Raw genomic sequence first — 15,225 nt, forward strand, 5'->3', positions numbered from 1 at the left:
GTCGGGTCAGCGGCGCACCCGGCCGGTCAAGGGGTCGCGGTCAGTGAGGCAGTACACGTGCCCGTCTGGCGCACGCATCACGGTCCACCGATCCATCACTCGAATCACCCGAGCCCGCTGGGCAGCGTGCCGTGCCGTTTGGGCGGCCCGGTCGGCGACAGCGAAATCGAGGTGCGCGCGGACCTGTCCGTGACCAGAGTCCAGGCGTTGCAGCAGAATCCGAAGCCCTCCGGACGGGTCAGGGTCGCCGAGAAAGGCAAACTCCGTGCGCAGTCCGTGCTCGAGCTCACGACCAGTCAGGGCGGTCCAGAACGCAACCTCCTCGTCCCACAGAGGTGTGGGGATGTCCACGCACACCTGGTCGAGCACGCTCTCCGCGTCATCTCTAGCGAACCGGCACGAATGCTCCCTGATGGTGTGACAGAAGAGCAGACCGCCGGGCGACCGCATGACGGCGACCTCGCCATAGCGCTCGACGGGACGTGCCCCGAGCTCGATCGAGCGCTCGACGGCAGCGGATCGATCGGCGGAGTCCAGGTCCAGATGGATGCGCGGCGGTCCATCGATGGCCTGTAGGTCGAGCCAGGCATCACCCGCGCCAGGACGGAGAGTCACAAACTGCCGTGCCTCACCGCGCGGTTCGGAGGCGGCCCATCCGGTGACCGATGACCAGAACGCAACCGATCCTGTCCACTGTGCACGGGGCACGTCCAAGAACGCGTGGATCCAAACAGGGGTCGCAGTCACGACCCCATCATCGTGGACACGGTCTCCGGAGCACACGCAAGCCGATCCGCCTACGGTTGGCGATCCAGCCGTCCTTTGACGCAGAGCAGGCTCTCTTGCAAGTCCTTGAGCTGCCGATCGGTCAGCCCCTCGGCGAACCGTGACTCGATGGCGGCGAGGTAGATCGGCGCCGCGGCCTTGAACCGGCGCAGACCGGCGTCCGTGAGCAGGCAGTACGCCGACCGCCGGTCGTCCGGGTTCTCGACTCGACACACCAGGCCGGCCTGATCCATCTCGTCGACCAGCCGACTCACCCGGGTCCGGCTCAGGACCACCCGCTCAGCGAGCTCGCTCATCCTCAATCGGCCTTCCGACGCCGAGGACAACTCGAGCAGGATGTCGTACCACGCGAGCGGAAGCCCGGTCTGCTCCCTGACCTCTCGGTCAATCAGAGGCACCAGACCTGCGTGGACCTGGAGGAGTGCCCCCCAGGTGTCGGCGGCGAGCTTGCGGCGTGGTGAAGGCATACGACCAGCGTACTTGAATATGTGCGTCCGCACGCATACAGTTGTGTGCGCACGCACGTTCACTCTCTACTGAGGAGCACCCCCATGACCGAACTAGTCACTCGCACCGAACTGAAGGCCCTCATGGAGGAAGGCGACGTCTACGTCGTCGACGCCCTGGGCGGCATGTACTTCGAGAAGCAGCACCTGCCCGGTGCTGTCCCCCTGGTTGCCGACGATGTCGCCGACCGCGCGTCCGAGCTCCTCCCCGACAAGGCGGCCCCGATCGTCACGTATTGCTCCAATGAGGCCTGCCCCAACAGCGGAAACGTCGCCACCCTCCTCACGAAGATCGGCTACACGAACGTCCGCAAGTACAAGGAGGGCATTCAGGACTGGGTCGACGCAGGTCTCCCGACCGAGTCCGGATCGGTTGCCCGCTGACGCGCCGGTGCAGAGTCGACAACGAGCGCGTCAGTCGCCCAGCTCGGCCCGCCTGCGGACGACGTACTCCTGGAGCTCCTGGCGAATCGCGTCGTCGAGGGGCGGCTGCTCGTACTCGTCGAGCTTCTTGCGGTAGATCTGCTCGGCCCGGGCGTTGGCGTCGTGACCGCCGCCACGCATCCACTTCTCGTAGTTGTCGGAGGAGGACAGCAGAGGTCGGTAGAAGCAGGTCCGGAAGCGCTCCATGGTGTGCATCGCGCCGAGGAAATGTCCGCCGTGGCCCACCTCCTCGTGGGCGCCGAAGGCCATCGAGTCCTCGTCGATCTCCAGCGGGGTGAACTCGTGGCGCAGCATCTGCAACAGCTCGATGTCGACGATGAACTTCTCATAGCCCGCGACCAGGCCGCCCTCGAGCCAGCCAGCCGCATGCATCACCCAGTTGGCACCGGCCAGGAACGTCGGTATGAGGGTCATCAACGCCTCGTAGCCGGCCTGGGCATCGGCCACCTGTGACGACGTCAACCCGCCCCCGGTGCGGAACGGCAGCCCGAAGTGGCGCGCGATCTGGCCAGTGCAGAGCAGACCGATCCCGGACTCCGGCGTGCCGAAGGTCGGAGATCCCGACTGCATGTCGATGTTGGACAGGAACGACCCGAAGATCACCGGGCACCCCGGTCGGATCAGCTGGGACAGCGCGATGCCCGAGAGCGCCTCGACGATCTGCTGCACAAGGGCGGCCGGGATCGTCACGGGCGACATGGCGCCCATCAGGATGAAGGGGGTCAGCACGACAGGCTGGCCAGCAGCGGAGTACTCGAACTGTGCCTCCAACATCCGGTCGTCCCAGCGCAACGGTGAGTTGCAGTTGATCAGCGAGATCGTCGCCGGGACGTCTTCGATCGCCTCGCGCGAGCCGAACAGGATCGAGGTCATCGCAAGGGTGTCGGCGGCGTTGACGCCCGAGACCACGTTGCCCATGTAGACCTTGTCGGTCAGCGTCTGCAGGGCGAACGTCATGTCGAGGTGACGGCTGTCGAGCGGGGTGTCGTTGGGCTCGCAGATGACGCCGCCGGCGGAGTCGAGCACCGGGAACGACTGGGCCAGCTTGGTGAAGTTGGTGAAGTCATCCATCGTCGCGTCGCGTCGCACCTCGCCCTGGCGCACGAAGGGCGGTCCGTAGACCGCACCGAACGCCATCGAGTTTCCGCCGATGTGGATGTTGTGCTCGGGGTTGCGGGCCTGGACGTCGAACTCGCGCGGAGCCCTCGCGACCTGTTCGAGGACGAAGTCGGGGTCCAGGAAGACCGTGTTGTCCTCCACCCGCTGACCGGCCTGGCGGAACAGCTCGAGTGCCCGCTCGTCCATGAACTCGACACCGATCTCGGTCATCAGCTTGCGCCAGCCCCGGTCAAGGGTGGCCATCGCGTCCTCCGACAGCACCTCGTAGCGCGGCATCGAGTTCTGGAACACGGCTCCTCCTGCTCTGCCGAGGCGCTTGACCTCAGGCATCGTCGACTCATAACCTCATGATGTGGGACTACGGTTCCACATCATGGAACGCGTGGGAACCCCCCAGACGAGGAGCCATCGTGAGCGACGCGCCTGCGAACGCCGGCAGCACCGGCACGCGCGCCGTCGACCGTGCCGCCGACCTGGTCGCCACGGTGGTCCGCGCCGACGAGCCGCTGAGCTTCGCCGAGCTCCAGGACGCCAGTGGCCTCGCCAAGTCGACGACCTCGCGGATGCTCACCGCGCTCGAGCGCTCCGGCCTCCTCGAGCGCGATGCTGCGGGCTCCTACGTCGCCGGGCGCCTCTTCTGGCTCTATGCCGCTCGGCACGACCCGTGGGACGAGCTCGTGCGACTCGCGCGTCCGGCGATGGAGGCGATCGGTCGTGACACCGGCGAGACGGTGCACCTCAGCGTCACCCGGGGCGACCGGGTCGTCCAGGTCGCGCAGGTCGATTCGACGTACCTCCTCGGGACCCGCGACTGGACCGACATCGACGTGCCGGCGCACTGCTCAGCCCTCGGCAAGGTCTTCATCGCCTGGGACGCCCTGGTCCTCGGCGAGGGTCCACTGGAGCGGCTCACTGACGCGACGATCACGACCCTCGAGGCCTTGCGTCGTGACGCGGTCCGCACGAGGGACCGACGCTGGGCCATCACCGTCGACGAGCTCGAGCTCGGCCTCACGGGGGTGGCTACCCCGGTCTTCGGGATGCGCGGCGACGTCGCGGCCGCGCTCGGCATCTCCGGCCCCAGCCCGCGGCTGGTAGGCCGCCTGGACGAGCTGGGGCGCCAGCTGCACGACCACGCCACCCAGCTCTCGGCCCTGCTGCGCGGCAGCACCCACGGATCGACACCCGACATGACCCATGGCACACATCACGAGGAGGTGGTCGCATGACTCCCGAGGAGATCCTGCAGGCCTTGTACGACGAGACGCTGGTCGGCAACGCCCCCCGCGTCCTCGAGCTCACCAACGAAGGCCTCACGCTCGACATGGAGCCGCAGACGCTCCTGTTCGATGCGCTGATCCCCTCGCTCGAGGAGGTGGGCGCCCGCTTCGAGCGGGGGGACTTCTTCGTCCCCGAGATGCTGATTGCTGGTCGGGCGATGGCCGGGGCCATGGAGCGGCTCCGCCCGCTCCTGGCAGAGACCGGCGTCCAGACGGTCGGCAAGTTCCTGATGGGGACCGTCAAGGGTGACGTCCACGACATCGGCAAGAACCTCGTCAACATCATGCTCGAGGGCGCCGGATTCGAGGTGATCGACCTCGGCGTGCAGGTCGCGCCCGAGAAGTTCGTGCAGGCGATCGAGGAGCACCAACCCGACATCGTCGGGTTCTCTGCCTTCCTCACCACCACGATGCCGATGTTCAAGGCCAACATGAACGCGCTCGAGAAGGCCGGGATCCGCGGCGACGTGATCGTGATGGTCGGCGGTGCCCCCGTCACGCAGGAGTACGCCGACGCGGTCGGTGCCGACGGCTATGCCGCCGACGCTTCGCAGACCGTCAAGCACGCGAAGCGACTGATGGGCGAGAAGCGGTCGAAGGTGCCTGCCTGATGCCGGCTCCCCGGCTGGAGACGGTCCTCCGGTCCGCCACCCAACAGGTCGTCATCGGGCACGACACGCGCTTCTGCCTGATCGGCGAGCGCATCAACCCCACGGGCAGGCGCATCTTCCAAGATCAGCTCCGGGCCGGTGACCTGTCGGCCATCGAGCGGGACGTGATCGCGCAGGTCGAGGGCGGGGCAGACGTCCTCGACATCAACATGGGCGTCCCACTGACCGACGAGGCCGATCTGCTCGCCCGCGCGATCACCATGGTCCAGACGCTGACGGACAAGCCGATCTGCATCGACTCCTCCGTCGTCGAGGCCCTGGAAGCCGGGCTCTCGGTCTACCAGGGCCGCGCGCTGGTCAACTCCATCACGGCCGAGGACGAACGGATGGAGCAGATCCTGCCGTTGGTCAAGAAGTACGACGCCGCGGTCATCGCGCTGCCCAACGACGCCGACGAGATCCCGATGGAGGTGGAGAAGCGGATCGTGCTCACGCGCAAGATCATCGAGGTGGCGACGAAGGAATACGGCATCGCCGCCGCCGACATCGTCATCGATCCGCTCGCCATGCCCATCGGTGCCGACCAGGACGTCGTCAACATCACCATGGAGACGATGCGCCGGATCCGCGACGAGTTCGGCGTCAACATGACCTGTGGAGCGTCCAACGTCTCGTTCGGCATGCCGTCGCGGCACAGCCTCGGTGCAGCGTTCCTGCCGATGGCCATGACCGCTGGTCTCACCTCGGCCATCATGGACACCCGCACTCCGCAGATCGTCGAGTCCGTCAAAGCGGCCGACCTGCTCCTCGGCCACGACGAGTGGGGTGGCAGCTGGATCGCCGCCCACCGCGCCCGACAGGCGAGGGAAGCGGCAGCCCTCACGTGAGCGACGGACCCGACTTCTCCCTGGCGGACGTGGCCCGTGAGGGACTCATCGAGCGCCCCGGCACCGGACCGGCCGTCCACGACGGGAGCGGTCGGGTCGACCTGGCGTTCACGGTGCACACCCTGGCCGAGGACGGTGCCGCCGTACCCCCGACCCAGCGGGGCGTCCGCGTCCCGCCCGGCGTCACCGTCTTCGACGCGGCGTCCTGGAACGGGATCGCCATCGACTCGACGTGCGGCGGACACGGCACCTGCCACAAGTGCAAGGTCCGGGTCGAGGGGGGCGACGTGCCCGTCACCCGGCATGACGTGCGGACCTTCTCCGGCGAGCAGATCGCGGACGGCTGGCGCCTGGGCTGCCTGGTGCAGGCGACCCGCGACCTGACGGTCGAGGTGCCTCCGCTGACGACGCGCCCCAAGGCTGCCACGGTCGGCATCGGCCGCCAGGTCATCCTTCGCCCAGCGCTGCAGAAGCGCTACGTGGAGCTGGCCGAGGCCACGCTCGCCGACCAGCGGAGTGACCTCGTCCGCCTGACCGACGCGATCGCTGACCTCGAGCTGACGGCCGACCTGCACGTGCTGCGCCGGCTGGCCACGGTGCTCCGCGAGGCCGACCACAAGGTCACCGCCGTCATCCTCGACGAGGCCCTCATCGACGTGGAGGCGGGCGACACCACGGCTGCGCGATATGCCATCGCCTTCGACCTCGGCACCACGACGGTGGTGGGCACCCTTCTCGACGTCGGCACCGGCACCCCGCTCGCGGTCACCTCGATGCTGAACAAGCAGCAGCCCTTCGGTGGCGACGTGATCACCCGCATCAGCGCCACCATGATGGACCCCGAAGCCCTCGGCCGCCTGCAGGACCTCGCCGGCGCCACCCTGGCTGACCTCGCCGGCCAGGTATGTCGCGAGGCCGGGATCGACCCCGGCCAGGTCTACGAGGTGGCCGTCGCGGGCAACGCCACGATGACCGCGCTGGCCCTCGGCATCGATCCCGAGCCGCTGGGTGTGGCGCCGTTCGTGATGTCGACCACCCAGCCGCCGTCGGTGCTCGCCTCGGAGATCGGCCTCACGCTGCATCCGCGGGCGCGCGCCTACTTCTTCCCCGCCCTCGGGGCGTACGTCGGCGGCGACATCGTCGCCGGGATGCTGGCCACCGGCATGGACCGGGACAAGCGGACCCGACTCTTCATCGACGTCGGCACCAACTGCGAGATCGTGCTGAGCGACGGCGAGACCATCCTCTCCACGGCAGCTCCGGCAGGGCCGGCCTTCGAGGGTGGCGCGATCCGCTGTGGCATGCGCGCGGCTGACGGAGCCATCGAGGTCATCAAGCTCGACGCGCACGCGCTCGACGAGGCCCCGGCCGTCACCCTGGGGGTCATCGGCGATGTCGAGCCGCGAGGGCTCTGTGGTTCCGGTCTGGTCGACGCCGTGGCTGAGCTGGTGCGGGTCGGTCTGCTCGACGCGACCGGTCGGCTCGTGCCCGACGAGGCAGCCAAGGAGATCGCCCCAGCGCTTGCCGACCGGATGTCGAGGATCGGGGAGGAAAGGATCTTCCTCCTCCACCGGCCCGGTCCGGAGACCGAGCCGGCCGAGTGCGTCTATCTCTCCCAGCGCGACGTCCGGGAGCTCCAGTTCGCCAAGGCGGCGATCTCGACGGGCTGGACGCTCCTGCTCGATCAGCTCGGCCTCGAGCACCGCGACGTCCAGCAGGTGCTGTTGGCCGGCTCGTTCGGCAGCTATCTCTCCCCCGCGTCGGCGATCCGGATCGGCCTGGTTCCGAAGCTCCCGGTCCTGCGCATCGTGGCGGCCGGCAACGTCGCCGGGGAGGGCGCCAAGATGGCGCTGCTCTCGGTGCGGGAGCGCGCGGGGGCCCTTGCTCTCCTGGAGGAGGTGACCTATGTCGAGCTCTCGGACCGAACCGACTTCAACGACAAGTTCGTCGAGCAGCTCTCGTTCTGACCCGACCCACCGCGTGGCACTCATCGCATGCGGGGCGATCGCACAACCCTGCGCGGAGGTCATCGCGCGTCGTGGCTGGCCGGTCGATGTGCATCCGCTCCCCCCGCTGCTGCACAACCGCCCCGACCAGATCGCCGGCGAGGTGCGCGCGACGGCGCTCCGGCTCGCGGCGAGGTACGAGCAGGTGGTGGTTGGGTATGCCGACTGCGGCACCTACGGAGCGCTGGACGCCGTGTGCGACGAGCTCGGCCTGGCTCGCCTGCCCGGTCTGCACTGCTACGACGTCTATGCCGGCGCACCGCGCTTGGCGCAGTTCTTCGACGACCAGCCTGGGACCTATCTCCTGACCGACTTCCTCGCCCGGTCGTTCACGCGCACGGTCATCCAGGAGCTGGGGCTCGATCGTCACCCCGAGCTGCGCGACACCTACTTCGGTCACTACACGCGGATGGTGTGGCTGGCGCAGGAGCCCGACGACGAGCTCAGGGCGCTCGCGGCGCAGGCGGCGGCGAGCATCGGGCTGCCGCTCACCGTCGTCGAGACCGGTCATGACGGACTCGAGCGCGCCCTTGCAGGCCTCGTCGCAGGTCACTCCTAGCGACGCAGCGCCTCGAGGAGATTGGTCCGCCACGCTTCCGTCTCAGCGATCTGGTTGAACGTGAAGACGTGCAGTCCCTCCACCAGCGCCCCCTCCTCGCGCAAGGCCGGCGCGCACTTCTCCAGGAAGGACTCCCCCGTGAAGCCACCGGGGGCGGCGAGCCGAGCGAACAGGCCTTTGTTCTTGGCCAGGAACTTGGTGGACTCGCCGACACCGATCTTTGTCGCCATGCTGAGCAGCTTGGTGCGCTCGACCGGGCCGGGGATGCCGAGGAGCAGAGGCATCTTCACGCCGCGGGCTCGCAGACGGTGCAGCCAGTCGCGCACGACCGACGGGTCGAAGGTCAGGTTGCTGACGATGTGGGAGGCGTGGTGACGCTTGTCCCACATGGCTTGGACGGTCAGGTCGTCATGGATCGAGGGATGGGACTCCGGATAGCCGGTGATGCCCACCTGGGCGAAGGGGCGGCCGAGCTCGGCAAGGTCCTGGAGGAGGGCGAGCGCGTCGTGGTAGTCGCCTGCGGGCTCGGCGTCCCCACCGGGCACGAAGATGCTGGAGATCCCCTTGCCGACCAGGCGATCGGCGATCTCACTCAGCTCGGACCGCCCGGTGACCATCCGGGCGGCGAGGTGCGGCACGACGTCATACCCGTGCCCGGCCAACCGTTCGGCGAGGTCCAGGGTCGCCTCGAGCCCTTTGCTCGGCGAAGCGGTCACGGTGATGGTCTGCTCGCGCGGGACGTGCTGAAGGACCTTGTCCTCGGTGGTGGCAGTCGGTAGCACCTCATAGCGCGCATGCTCCAACAGACGGACGAGCGTCGCCGCCGATCGCTTGTTGCGCATGAAGCAACTCATTTCGTGATGCGCACTAGATGGCGCTCACTCTACTGGCTACGCCACGAAATGGCATCAGGGCGGCCACCCGGAGGTGGCCGCCCTGAGCGGGTGCTGTCGGTCAGACCGACATCGGGTGGGTCACTTGACCGTGACGGTGGCGCCAACGGCTTCGAGGGCGTCCTTGGCCTTGTCGGCAGCAGCCTTGTCGACGCCTTCGAGGATGGGCTTCGGGGCGGCCTCGACGAGGTCCTTGGCCTCCTTGAGGCCCAGGCTGGTGAGGGCGCGCACCTCCTTGATGACGTTGATCTTCTTCTCGCCAGCGGCCTCGAGGATGACGTCGAACTCGTCCTGGACGACGGCCTCTTCGGCAGCAGCGCCGGGGGCGCCGGGGGCAGCAGCAGCGGCAACGGGAGCGGCCGCGGTGACGCCGAAGGTCTCCTCGAACTGCTTGACGAACTCAGAGAGCTCGATGAGGGTCATTTCCTTGAACGCGCTGAGCAGCTCGTCGGTGGTGAGCTTCGCCATGATGGCGTTTCCTTCCGTTGGTGGCCGGGAGTGTTCCCCGGCCGATGGGTTTCAGGTGGTGTACGTCGGCCCGGTCAGGCTTCGGTGGACTCGGCAGCCTCGTCGGCGGCCGGGGTCTCCTCGGCAGCCTCTTCAGCAGCCGGGGTCTCCTCGGCAGCGGCCGGCACGCCGGCACCACCTGCGAGGATCGAGGGGTCCTCGGTCGCCTTCGCCTCCAGGGCGCCGGCGAGCCGGGCAACCTGGGCGAGCGGGGCGTTGAGGAGGTAGACAGCCTGGGACAGCGTGGCGAGCATGCCGCCCGCGAGCTTGCCGAGGAGCACCTCACGCGACTCGAGGTCCGCCAGCTTGGCGATCTCCGAGGCGTCGAGGGACTTCCCGTCCAGGACGCCGCCCTTGATGACAAGAGCGGGGTTTGCCTTGGCAAAGTCACGCAGACCCTTGGCTGCCTCGACCACGTCTCCATTGATGAAGGCGATGGCCGTGGGGCCCTTGAGCAGGTCGTCGAAGCCTTCGATGCCCACCTCAGTGGCGGCAATCTTGGCAAGCGTGTTCTTGACCACGGCGTAGTTGGCGTTCTCGCCGAGGGAGCGCCGCAGGTCCTGCAGCTGCTTCACGGTGAGCCCGCGGTACTCGGTCAGCACAGCACCGGCGGCATCGTTGAACGACTCAACGATTTCCGCTACGGCGGCAGTCTTTTCTGGCCGCGCCATGGGTCTCCTTCCGATGTCGACCACCGGCGTCGATCCCACCGAGACGACGAACGCCCCGAGCGCAGGCTCGGGGCGTGATCCGCAATCATGCGGAGCTGCTCCACCTGCGCTGGCCGTCCGCTGTCAGGCGGAACCTTCGATCTCGGGGCTGATGCCCGTCGACAACCGGCGGTCTCTGGTTTCGAAGGGAGAGACTACGGCGCCGTGCACGAACGGGCCAAATCCTTGCGTTCGACCGCGCGAGTCGACCGAACATGCTCAAATCCGAACATGGACCCAAAACTGAGCCTCGCGATCGACGTGCTGGAGCGCGTCGACCGCCGGTTGCTCGACCCCGCGTCGGAAGCAGCCGTGTGGCCGACTGGATTCCCCCTGCTCGACGCTGAGCTGGGCGGCGGTTTGCGGGCGGGGACCCTCAACCTGCTGGCCGGCGCCCAAGGTGAGGGCAAGACGACCTTCGCGCTGCAGATGGCACGCCACAGCGCCCGTTCCGGCCGGCCGGTGGTGTTCCTGTCCTTCGAGATCGAGGCCGAGGCGTTGCTGCAGAAGGCCATCTCGGCGGAAGCCGCAGAGCAGTCCAACCATCCCGCGCCCCTCAACGTGGCGCAGGTGCGCGCCGCGTTCGAGTCTTCCGACAACAACGGCCGCGGTCTCTTCGAACGGCTCGGTGAGCACTCCGGCGGCATCGAGGCGTTGACCGCCGTGAGCGCCTACGCCCACCGGTTGTACATCCACCGCTCGACGACGACCCAGACGACACTCGACGTGATCGCCGCGACCGTGAAGGACGTCCTGATCGAGCACGGCACGCCGCCTCTCGTGGTGGTGGACTACCTCCAGAAGGTCTGCGCTCCCGACCACCTGTTGGAGGAGGAGAGGGTCACGCGCGTCACCGAGGGCCTCAAGGACCTCAGCATCGAGTTCGAGTGCCCAGTGATCGCCATCTCGGCCTCGGACCGCGCAGGCCTCGAGCCAGGCACCCGGATGCGGGCCCGGAACATGCGCGGCTCCACCTCGCTGGCCTACGAAGCCGACGTCGTGCTGATCATGAGCAACAAGAGCGACGTCGTCGCGCGCCATCACCTCATGTACGGCGCCAACAACGGCGAGCACTTCAAGGACTGGTCGGTCGTGACCATCGAGAAGAACCGATCGGGCCGATCCGGCGCAGAGGTGGAGTTCCGCAAGCACCTCGACTGCGGACGCTTCGTGGCCCAGGGCCAGGTTGTCGCCGAGAAGCTGGTCGACGAGCGGATCTACACCGAGTAGCGGGTCAGCTCATCCCGGGCACGTTGTCGGCGACGTCAGCAGCAGGCGGGGCCGAGATGTCGACGTCGCTGCCGAAGTCGTAGTAGGTGCCCTCGGTGGTGGTCTTCGTCTTCTGGCCGCTGCCGGTCATGTCGGGCAGCTCGAGCTCCTGGCGGAACTTGCGCGGCCGGTTGTCGGCGTCGATCCACATCTCGATGGCGATCTCCTTGGGCATGGCCCCCATCATCTCGGCCGGCAGGTCCATCGCCTTGGAGTAGCTGGCCGTCGCCATCACCACGTTGTAGTGGTTGGTCTCGACGCCGTCCACCTCCTCGGTGCCGATCAGCTCGAACTCCTTGGGCGCCTCCATGGCCTTGAACATCGCGCTGGGGTCGGTCGACTTGCCCAGCTGCCCGAAGAGGCTGTTGGGATCGCTCAGGTCGACCTTGAGCCACTTCTTGCCGTCCGGCAGCGGCATCCCCGCACCCGCGATGTAGAGGGTCTTGTCGAGCATCACCATCTCGAAGGCCTGGGCCCCGCTGGTGGCGGCCGTCATCTCGATCCCGTCATCCTGGTAGCGCAGCTGCCCGGTCAGCTCCATGGGAGCGGGCCCGCCGGTCGTGTTGACCGTGAAGCCCATCGTCTCGGCCTCCATCAGCGCTGCGGTGACCGCGGGGTAGAGCTCCTCGGCCGAGAGCTCCTCGAGGTCGCCCGAGGCCATCTCGGTGTCGTCACCGGTCTCCTCGCCGTCGGTCTCGGTCTCCTCGGTCTCCTCGGTCTCCTCGGCCTGCTCGGAGTCCTCGGAGTCCTCGGTGGACGTCTCGCTGCTCGTGGTGTCTGTTGCCGAGGTGTCGTCGCCACCGCACGCGGCGGCCGACAGCACCAGGGTGGCGAGCAGGGAGGCAACGCCGAGACGGCGGGGCAGGGACGAGCGGGCCATGAGGGCTCCTTCGATAGGGACGATCAAATGAAAGCACGCCCGACCACCTCGAGAGGCAGTCGGGCGTGCGTTGCTGGCGAGACTCAGGCCTGGGCCTCGTCCTCGCTGGCGACGTTCTTGGTGCGGTTGGGGTCGACCTGGACACCGGGGCCCATGGTGGTGGAGACGGTGACCTTCTTGATGTAGCGGCCCTTGGAGCTGGCCGGCTTGAGTCGCAGCACCTCTTCGAGGGCGGCGGCGTAGTTCTCGGCGAGCTGTGCCTCGGAGAAGGACGCCTTGCCGATGATGAAGTGCAGGTTGGAGTGGCGATCGACGCGGAACTCGATCTTGCCGCCCTTGATGTCGGAGATGGCCTTGGCGACGTCAGGGGTGACGGTGCCGGTCTTCGGGTTGGGCATCAACGAGCGGGGACCGAGGACGCGACCGAGGCGACCGACCTTGCCCATCATGTCGGGGGTCGCGACGACGGCGTCGAAGTCGAGCCAGCCACCGTTGACCTTCTCGATGAGCTCGTCGCCACCGACGTAGTCGGCGCCGGCCTCACGGGCGGCCTCGGCCTTCTCGCCGTTGGCGAACACGAGGACGCGGGCGGTCTTGCCCGTGCCGTGGGGAAGGTTGACGGTGCCGCGCACCATCTGGTCGGCCTTGCGGGGGTCGACGCCGAGACGCATGACGACGTCGAGGGTCTCGTCGAACTTCTTCTTCGAGCCGGCCTTGGCCAGCTTGATGGCGGTCAGCGGGGCGTAGAGCTCGTCCTGGTTGAACGTCTCGGCCGCTGCGCGGTAGGTCTTGCTGCGCTGCATGGGAATCCTCTTATCTGGAGTGTGGTCGTGAGAGCCAGCGCGGCTCTGCCACGGGTGTTGCTCGCCGGGATGCGAGACTCAGTCGGTGGTGACGCCCATTGATCGGGCGGTGCCCTCGACGATCAGCATCGCGGCGTCGATGTCGTTGGCGTTGAGGTCGGGAAGCTTCGTGGTCGCGATCTCACGCACCTGGTCCTTGGTCAGCTTGCCGACCTTCTCCTTGTGCGGGACACCCGAGCCCTTCTTCAGGCCAGCGGCCTTCTTGATGAGCTCTGCGGCCGGCGGCGTCTTCGTGATGAACTCGAAGGACCGGTCCTCGTAGATCGTGATCTCGACAGGGATCACGTTGCCGCGCATCGACTCGGTCTGCGCGTTGTAGGCCTTGCAGAAATCCATGATGTTCACACCGTGGGGACCGAGGGCGGTTCCCACCGGCGGAGCCGGAGTTGCTGCGCCAGCCTGCAGCTGCACCTTGACGAGCGCAGCGATCTTCTTCTTGGGAGGCATTTCTTTCTCTCTCTCGTGTGGTCATGACGGGGGTCGGACCCCCTGCCACTGCTACTGGGTGGTGCTGGTGAGCTCAGACCTTCTGGATCTGGCCGAAGCTCAGCTCGACCGGGGTCTCCCGGCCGAAGATCTCGACGAGGGCCTTGACCCTCTGGGACTCGGCGTTGATCTCGGTGATCGTCGCGTGCAAGGTGGCGAACGGACCATCGACGACCATGACGGAGTCGGACACGTCGAAGTCGGCCACCTCGACCGGCTTCTTGGCGGTGGCGCCACCGCCACCGGACTTGTCACCGGCAGCAGCAGCGGCCTCGGCCTCGGCCACGGCGACGACGGCGGGGGCGAGCATGTCCTCGACCTCGCGCATGCTCAACGGCACGGGCTGGTGGCTGTGACCGACGAACCCGGTGACCGACGGCGTGTGGCGTACGGCCGACCACGACTCGTCGGTGAGGTCCATGCGGACGAGAACGTAACCGGGGAGCACGGTGCGGGTGACCATCTTGCGCTGGCCGTTCTTGATCTCCGCGACCTCTTCGGTGGGGACCACGATCTCGTGGATGTAGTCCTCCATGTTGAGGGAGATGATGCGGTTCTCGAGGTTCTGCTTGACCCGCTTCTCCATGCCGGAGTAGGTGTGCACGACGAACCAGTCGCCGGGCTTGGCCCACAGCTCACGGCGGAAGGCCTCGAGCGGCCCGTCCTCCTCGACCTCGGGGGTCTCCTCGGCCTCGGAGTCCTCCGGGTCCTCGGGGATCTCGGGGTCCTCGGGGTTTGCCTCGGAGGCGTCGTCAGTGGGCTGGTCCTCGGCGGACGATTGCGCCATGGACGAGTCCTCTGACGACTCGTCCGTGGGCGAGTCCTCAACTGATGAGTCGAGCTGATCCGACACGTGATGCTCCGAACTTCTCACTTGCTGGGTGCGATGGCCTGGGGCCTCGATCGCACTGGACTGTGGTCTTTGGTCTTCTGCGCTGCGACTGAGTGCCAGCCCACGGGGGCCGGCAGGCAGTCACTGGGTCGAGCCGCCCGAGAACACGGCGAAGGCGAGCTTGCCGAACGCCAGGTCGAGCACCGAGACGAACGCCATCATCACGAGCACGAACACCATGACGACCAGGAAGTAGGTGATGAGCTGCTCCTGCGTCGGCCACACGACCTTGCGGAGCTCGGCGACCACCTGGCGGTAGAACGTGGCCGGGCTGGTGCGCTTGCCGTCGCCGCCACGTGAGTCCTCACGCGACTCGTGGACTGCGCTGGAGTCCGACACGTCTGCCACCTTCTCTTCGTTGACTGCTGAATGTTCTGGTCTTGCAGGGCACGAGGGACTTGAACCCCCAACCTTCGGTTTTGGAGACCGATGCTCTGCCAGTTGAGCTAGTGCCCTTCGTGGTCCGACCCAGCACCTGCGCCACCCGCGGACGGGCAGCACGAAGCATGTGGCAGGACCACCAAACC

At 67.4% G+C, this 15,225-nt stretch carries 18 protein-coding genes and 1 tRNA gene; 7 read left to right on the forward strand and 12 right to left on the reverse strand.

The features are described from left to right. Window positions 1–6 precede the first annotated feature (6 nt). Both VNJ48_RS12030 and VNJ48_RS12035 read right to left on the reverse strand, forming a co-directional pair. A complete protein-coding gene (locus VNJ48_RS12030; RefSeq protein WP_325602380.1) occupies window positions 7–783 on the reverse strand; it encodes a VOC family protein in 777 nt (258 codons plus the stop codon). A gap of 14 nt (window positions 784–797) precedes the next feature. Next, window positions 798–1,253, reverse strand: coding sequence for a MarR family winged helix-turn-helix transcriptional regulator (locus VNJ48_RS12035; RefSeq protein WP_325602382.1), 456 nt, complete (start codon window positions 1,251–1,253; stop codon window positions 798–800). An 84-nt stretch (window positions 1,254–1,337) separates the two neighbouring features. Between VNJ48_RS12035 and VNJ48_RS12040 the strand changes: the two genes are divergently transcribed. Next, window positions 1,338–1,676 (forward strand): rhodanese-like domain-containing protein, encoded by a 339-nt coding sequence (locus VNJ48_RS12040; RefSeq protein ID WP_325602384.1) that lies wholly within the window; start codon window positions 1,338–1,340, stop codon window positions 1,674–1,676. A gap of 30 nt (window positions 1,677–1,706) precedes the next feature. Here VNJ48_RS12040 and VNJ48_RS12045 read toward each other — a convergent pair whose 3' ends face one another. Beyond that, window positions 1,707–3,185 carry a trimethylamine methyltransferase family protein gene (locus tag VNJ48_RS12045; RefSeq protein ID WP_325602386.1) on the reverse strand — a complete coding sequence of 493 codons (1,479 nt, stop codon included), beginning with the start codon at window positions 3,183–3,185 and terminating at the stop codon, window positions 1,707–1,709. Between the two features lie 80 nt (window positions 3,186–3,265). Between VNJ48_RS12045 and VNJ48_RS12050 the strand changes: the two genes are divergently transcribed. From VNJ48_RS12050 to VNJ48_RS12070, 5 genes are read left to right on the forward strand one after another with little or no spacing between them, the layout of a single operon-like run. After that, on the forward strand, window positions 3,266–4,084 hold the full coding sequence (locus VNJ48_RS12050; RefSeq protein ID WP_325602388.1) for an IclR family transcriptional regulator: 819 nt from the start codon (window positions 3,266–3,268) through the stop codon (window positions 4,082–4,084). Continuing rightward, window positions 4,081–4,746: a corrinoid protein gene (locus VNJ48_RS12055; protein ID WP_325602390.1), complete on the forward strand. Its 666-nt coding sequence runs from the start codon at window positions 4,081–4,083 to the stop codon at window positions 4,744–4,746. The genes VNJ48_RS12050 and VNJ48_RS12055 overlap by 4 nt, the downstream gene beginning before the upstream one ends. Continuing rightward, entirely contained in the window at window positions 4,746–5,633 is an 888-nt protein-coding gene (locus VNJ48_RS12060; protein WP_325602392.1) for a dihydropteroate synthase, read from the forward strand. Before VNJ48_RS12055 ends, VNJ48_RS12060 begins: the two co-directional genes overlap by 1 nt. Beyond that, complete coding sequence (locus VNJ48_RS12065) at window positions 5,630–7,600, forward strand: ASKHA domain-containing protein (protein WP_325602394.1); 1,971 nt, start codon at window positions 5,630–5,632, stop codon at window positions 7,598–7,600. The genes VNJ48_RS12060 and VNJ48_RS12065 overlap by 4 nt, the downstream gene beginning before the upstream one ends. 13 nt (window positions 7,601–7,613) lie before the next feature. After that, the gene (locus tag VNJ48_RS12070; RefSeq protein WP_325602395.1) at window positions 7,614–8,198 is read left to right on the forward strand and encodes a DUF1638 domain-containing protein; all 585 of its coding nucleotides are present in this window, start codon (window positions 7,614–7,616) and stop codon (window positions 8,196–8,198) included. On the opposite strand, the gene VNJ48_RS12075 is transcribed toward VNJ48_RS12070, so the two are convergent. The 3 genes from VNJ48_RS12075 to rplJ form a co-directional block, all read right to left on the reverse strand. Then, window positions 8,195–9,040 (reverse strand): methylenetetrahydrofolate reductase, encoded by an 846-nt coding sequence (locus VNJ48_RS12075; protein WP_325602398.1) that lies wholly within the window; start codon window positions 9,038–9,040, stop codon window positions 8,195–8,197. The genes VNJ48_RS12070 and VNJ48_RS12075 overlap by 4 nt on opposite strands. A 132-nt stretch (window positions 9,041–9,172) precedes the next feature. After that, window positions 9,173–9,559 (reverse strand): 50S ribosomal protein L7/L12, encoded by a 387-nt coding sequence (gene rplL, locus VNJ48_RS12080; RefSeq protein ID WP_325602400.1) that lies wholly within the window; start codon window positions 9,557–9,559, stop codon window positions 9,173–9,175. 74 nt (window positions 9,560–9,633) lie between these two features. Then, entirely contained in the window at window positions 9,634–10,269 is a 636-nt protein-coding gene (gene rplJ, locus VNJ48_RS12085; RefSeq protein ID WP_325602401.1) for a 50S ribosomal protein L10, read from the reverse strand. 270 nt (window positions 10,270–10,539) lie between these two features. On the opposite strand from rplJ, the gene VNJ48_RS12090 reads away from it, so the two are divergent. Next, on the forward strand, window positions 10,540–11,538 hold the full coding sequence (locus VNJ48_RS12090; RefSeq protein ID WP_325602403.1) for a DnaB-like helicase C-terminal domain-containing protein: 999 nt from the start codon (window positions 10,540–10,542) through the stop codon (window positions 11,536–11,538). A gap of 4 nt (window positions 11,539–11,542) precedes the next feature. Here the strand turns inward: VNJ48_RS12090 and VNJ48_RS12095 are convergent, their stop codons facing one another. From VNJ48_RS12095 to VNJ48_RS12120, 6 genes are all read right to left on the reverse strand, one after another. Beyond that, a complete protein-coding gene (locus VNJ48_RS12095) occupies window positions 11,543–12,457 on the reverse strand; it encodes a hypothetical protein (RefSeq protein WP_325602405.1) in 915 nt (304 codons plus the stop codon). Between the two features lie 83 nt (window positions 12,458–12,540). After that, window positions 12,541–13,260 carry a 50S ribosomal protein L1 gene (gene rplA / locus VNJ48_RS12100; RefSeq protein WP_325602407.1) on the reverse strand — a complete coding sequence of 240 codons (720 nt, stop codon included), beginning with the start codon at window positions 13,258–13,260 and terminating at the stop codon, window positions 12,541–12,543. Between the two features lie 78 nt (window positions 13,261–13,338). Next, window positions 13,339–13,767: a 50S ribosomal protein L11 gene (gene rplK / locus VNJ48_RS12105; RefSeq protein ID WP_325602409.1), complete on the reverse strand. Its 429-nt coding sequence runs from the start codon at window positions 13,765–13,767 to the stop codon at window positions 13,339–13,341. A gap of 73 nt (window positions 13,768–13,840) precedes the next feature. Beyond that, entirely contained in the window at window positions 13,841–14,593 is a 753-nt protein-coding gene (nusG, locus tag VNJ48_RS12110) for a transcription termination/antitermination protein NusG (protein ID WP_325602411.1), read from the reverse strand. Window positions 14,594–14,779: 186 nt separating this feature from the next. Next, the gene (gene secE / locus VNJ48_RS12115; RefSeq protein WP_325602412.1) at window positions 14,780–15,037 is read right to left on the reverse strand and encodes a preprotein translocase subunit SecE; all 258 of its coding nucleotides are present in this window, start codon (window positions 15,035–15,037) and stop codon (window positions 14,780–14,782) included. Between the two features lie 44 nt (window positions 15,038–15,081). Beyond that, a tRNA-Trp gene (locus tag VNJ48_RS12120) sits at window positions 15,082–15,154 on the reverse strand. Window positions 15,155–15,225 lie beyond the last annotated feature (71 nt).

Origin of the sequence: Nocardioides sp. (assembly GCF_035576065.1) — a bacterium.
Lineage (GTDB): Bacteria > Actinomycetota > Actinomycetes > Propionibacteriales > Nocardioidaceae > Nocardioides.